Annotated in this window: 2 protein-coding genes and 1 pseudogene; 2 read left to right on the top strand and 1 reads right to left on the bottom strand. The window is 65.1% G+C overall.

Features of this window, described 5'->3' with window-relative positions; translation table 11 throughout:
- A partial coding sequence (gltX, locus tag AC5RWT_RS36470; RefSeq protein ID WP_494084471.1) for a glutamate--tRNA ligase occupies window positions 1–1,273 on the bottom strand: 1,273 nt, incomplete at its 3' end.
- Between the two features lie 180 nt (window positions 1,274–1,453).
- Here gltX and AC5RWT_RS36465 point away from each other — a divergent pair.
- Window positions 1,454–2,452: pseudogene (locus tag AC5RWT_RS36465) on the top strand (phosphohexomutase domain-containing protein); the annotation flags it as partial.
- A gap of 7 nt (window positions 2,453–2,459) precedes the next feature.
- The coding region (locus AC5RWT_RS36460) for a sugar phosphate nucleotidyltransferase (protein ID WP_494084472.1) at window positions 2,460–2,716 on the top strand (257 nt) is incomplete at its 3' end.

The following is a 2,716-nucleotide window of genomic DNA, read 5'->3' as shown; positions in this document are numbered from 1 at the left end:
CTAGTGCCTCGGTGAGATTCTCCGGCAGCCCCTTGCGGGCGTCTTGTGCGACGTCGATCTCGTCGTCGTTCTTGAACAGGAAAGCGAGCATCTCCGGCGCTTCGCCCAGCAGCGTGATGCGCTCCTGGACCAGCGGGGCCGCATCGGCCAAAATCATCTGCTCGCGTTCGGTCAGCCTCTCGCCGACCAGGCCGGCGTGCTGCAGGTAGGGAACCAGCCGGAGCTTGAAGTCACCCGGTTCCAGCAGCCGGACGTGCGTTCCGTTGATGGCTTCGGCCTTCTTCAGGTCGAACCGGGCAGGATTGGCCAACACGTCGTGGATATCGAAGTTCGCCACCAACTGGTCAACGGTGAAGATGTCCTCGTCAGCGGACAGCGACCAGCCCAGCAGCGACAGGTAGTTCAGCAGCCCCTCGCGGATGAAGCCGCGTTCGCGGTGCAGGAAGAGGTTGGATTGCGGATCACGCTTGGAAAGCTTCTTGTTGCCTTCACCCATCACGTACGGCAAGTGGCCGAACAGCGGCATGTAGCGGGCGACCCCGATCTCGACCAGCGCCCGGTAGAGCGCGATCTGACGCGGCGTGGAAGACAGCAGGTCTTCGCCGCGGAGGACGTGGGTGATGCCCATCAGCGCGTCATCCACCGGGTTGACCAGCGTATAGAGGGGCTTGCCGTTCGCCCGTACCACCACGAAGTCCGGCACGCTGCCAGCCTTAAAGGTGATATCGCCGCGGACCAGATCGGTGAAGGTGATGTCTTCGTCCGGCATTCGTACGCGCAGCACCGGCTCGCGGCCTTCTGCCTTAAAGGCGGCGACCTGCTCCGGTGTCAGGTCCCGGTCGAAGTTGTCGTAGCCGATCTTGATGTCGCGGCCTGCGGCACGGTGCCGTTCCTCGACCTCCTCCGGGGTGGAGTAGGACTCGTAGACGTGCCCGCCCTCTTTGAGCTTGGCGATCACGTCTTGGTAGATGTCGCCGCGCTGGGACTGCCGGTAGGGCTGGTGCGGGCCTCCGACTTCAACACCCTCATCCCAGTCAATGCCCAGCCACTTCATGGCGTCGAGCAACTGCTCGTAGCTTTCCTCACTGTCGCGGGCAGCGTCAGTGTCCTCGATCCGGAACACCATGGTGCCACCGGTGTGCCGGGCATAGGCCCAGTTGAACAGCGCGGTACGGATCAGGCCCACATGCGGGGTGCCCGTGGGAGACGGACAGAAGCGCACGCGGACAGGAGTTTCGTCGTCGACAGTGGGAATGGCAGCAGCATTAGTCATGATGGCTCCCAGTTTAGTCGGCTGCGCCTCTACCCTTACTCGGGAACGCAACTATCAACTGGTAGTCGTTCGAATTGGCTGTGAATGCGCTGCCGTAGACTGTCTGCGGCTGGCCACGATGATATTGATCATTTACAATCACGTGCACCTCAAGTAGGGGGGAAGCTCTTGGGCAACGCGGTGAGCAGCATAGATCTTGGCCTTTCCTTTAAGGCCTACGACGTCCGTGGGATCGTGGGCGAGACCATAACCGCCGCAACCGTGGAGGCGACCGGGGCCGCCTTCGTGGACGTGCTGTCCTTGGCCGGGCAGACGGTGCTGGTGGGCGGGGACATGCGCCCGTCCTCCCCGGAGTTCGCGGCCGCCTTCGCGCACGGCGCAGCCGGCAGGGGTGCCAACATCCTGATGCTGGGGTTGATCTCCACCGACGAGCTCTACTATGCCTGCGGCTCCCTCGACGCAGCCGGGGTGGTGTTCACCGCCAGCCACAACCCCGCCCAGTACAACGGCATGAAGATGGCCAAGCCCGGCGCCGTGCCGGTTTCCTCCGACACCGGCATGTTCGACATCCGCGACCGCGCGCAGGAATACCTGGAAACAGGCATTCCGGACGGCACCGAAACGGGAACCATCAGCGAAACCAACGTGCTCTCCGGCTATGCCGGGTACCTGCGCTCGCTGGTGGACCTGACCGGCATCCGCCCGTTGAAAGTGGTGGTCGACGCCGGCAACGGCATGGCCGGAATGACCACCCCCGCGGTGCTCGGCGACAGCCTCCTGCCGGCGCTGCCGCTGGAGATAGCGCCGTTGTACTTCGAGCTGGACGGCACCTTCCCCAACCATCCGGCCAACCCGCTGGAGCCGGAAAACCTGGTGGACCTGCAGGCCGCGGTGCGGGAGCACAGGGCCGACATCGGGCTGGCCTTCGACGGCGACGCCGACCGCTGCTTTGTGATCGACGAGACCGGGGCCGTGGTCTCCCCCTCGGCCATCACCGCGCTGGTCGCCCGGCGCGAGATCGCCCGCGCCCAGGCCGCCGGCGAGGAACACCCAGCCGTGATCCACAACCTGATCACTTCCCGCGCCGTGCCCGAAGCAATTTCCGCTGCCGGCGGCCGGGCGGTGCGCACCCGGGTGGGGCACTCGTTCATCAAGGCGCACATGGCCGAAGAAAAGGCAGGGCAAGGTGCACCGCCAGGCGGTCTGCGACCAGTTGCCGGAACTGGAGGACGCCAACCTGGTGCTGGAACCGGAACCGAAGGACTCGGCAGCCGCGATCGGCCTGGCCGCGGCGATCCTGCACCGCCGCGACCCGGGGATCATCATGGGTTCGTTCGCCGCCGACCAAGTGATCGCCCCGGTGGAAGAATTCCAGCAGGCGGTGCGCGAGGCAGTGCATACCGCGGCCGAAGGCTACATCGTCACGATCGGGATCACCCCGAC

The sequence above is a fragment of the Arthrobacter sp. Dra40 genome (assembly GCF_059091905.1).
The sequence above is the reverse complement of the archived record's forward strand: the minus strand, read 5'-3'. Positions and strand labels throughout refer to the sequence as shown.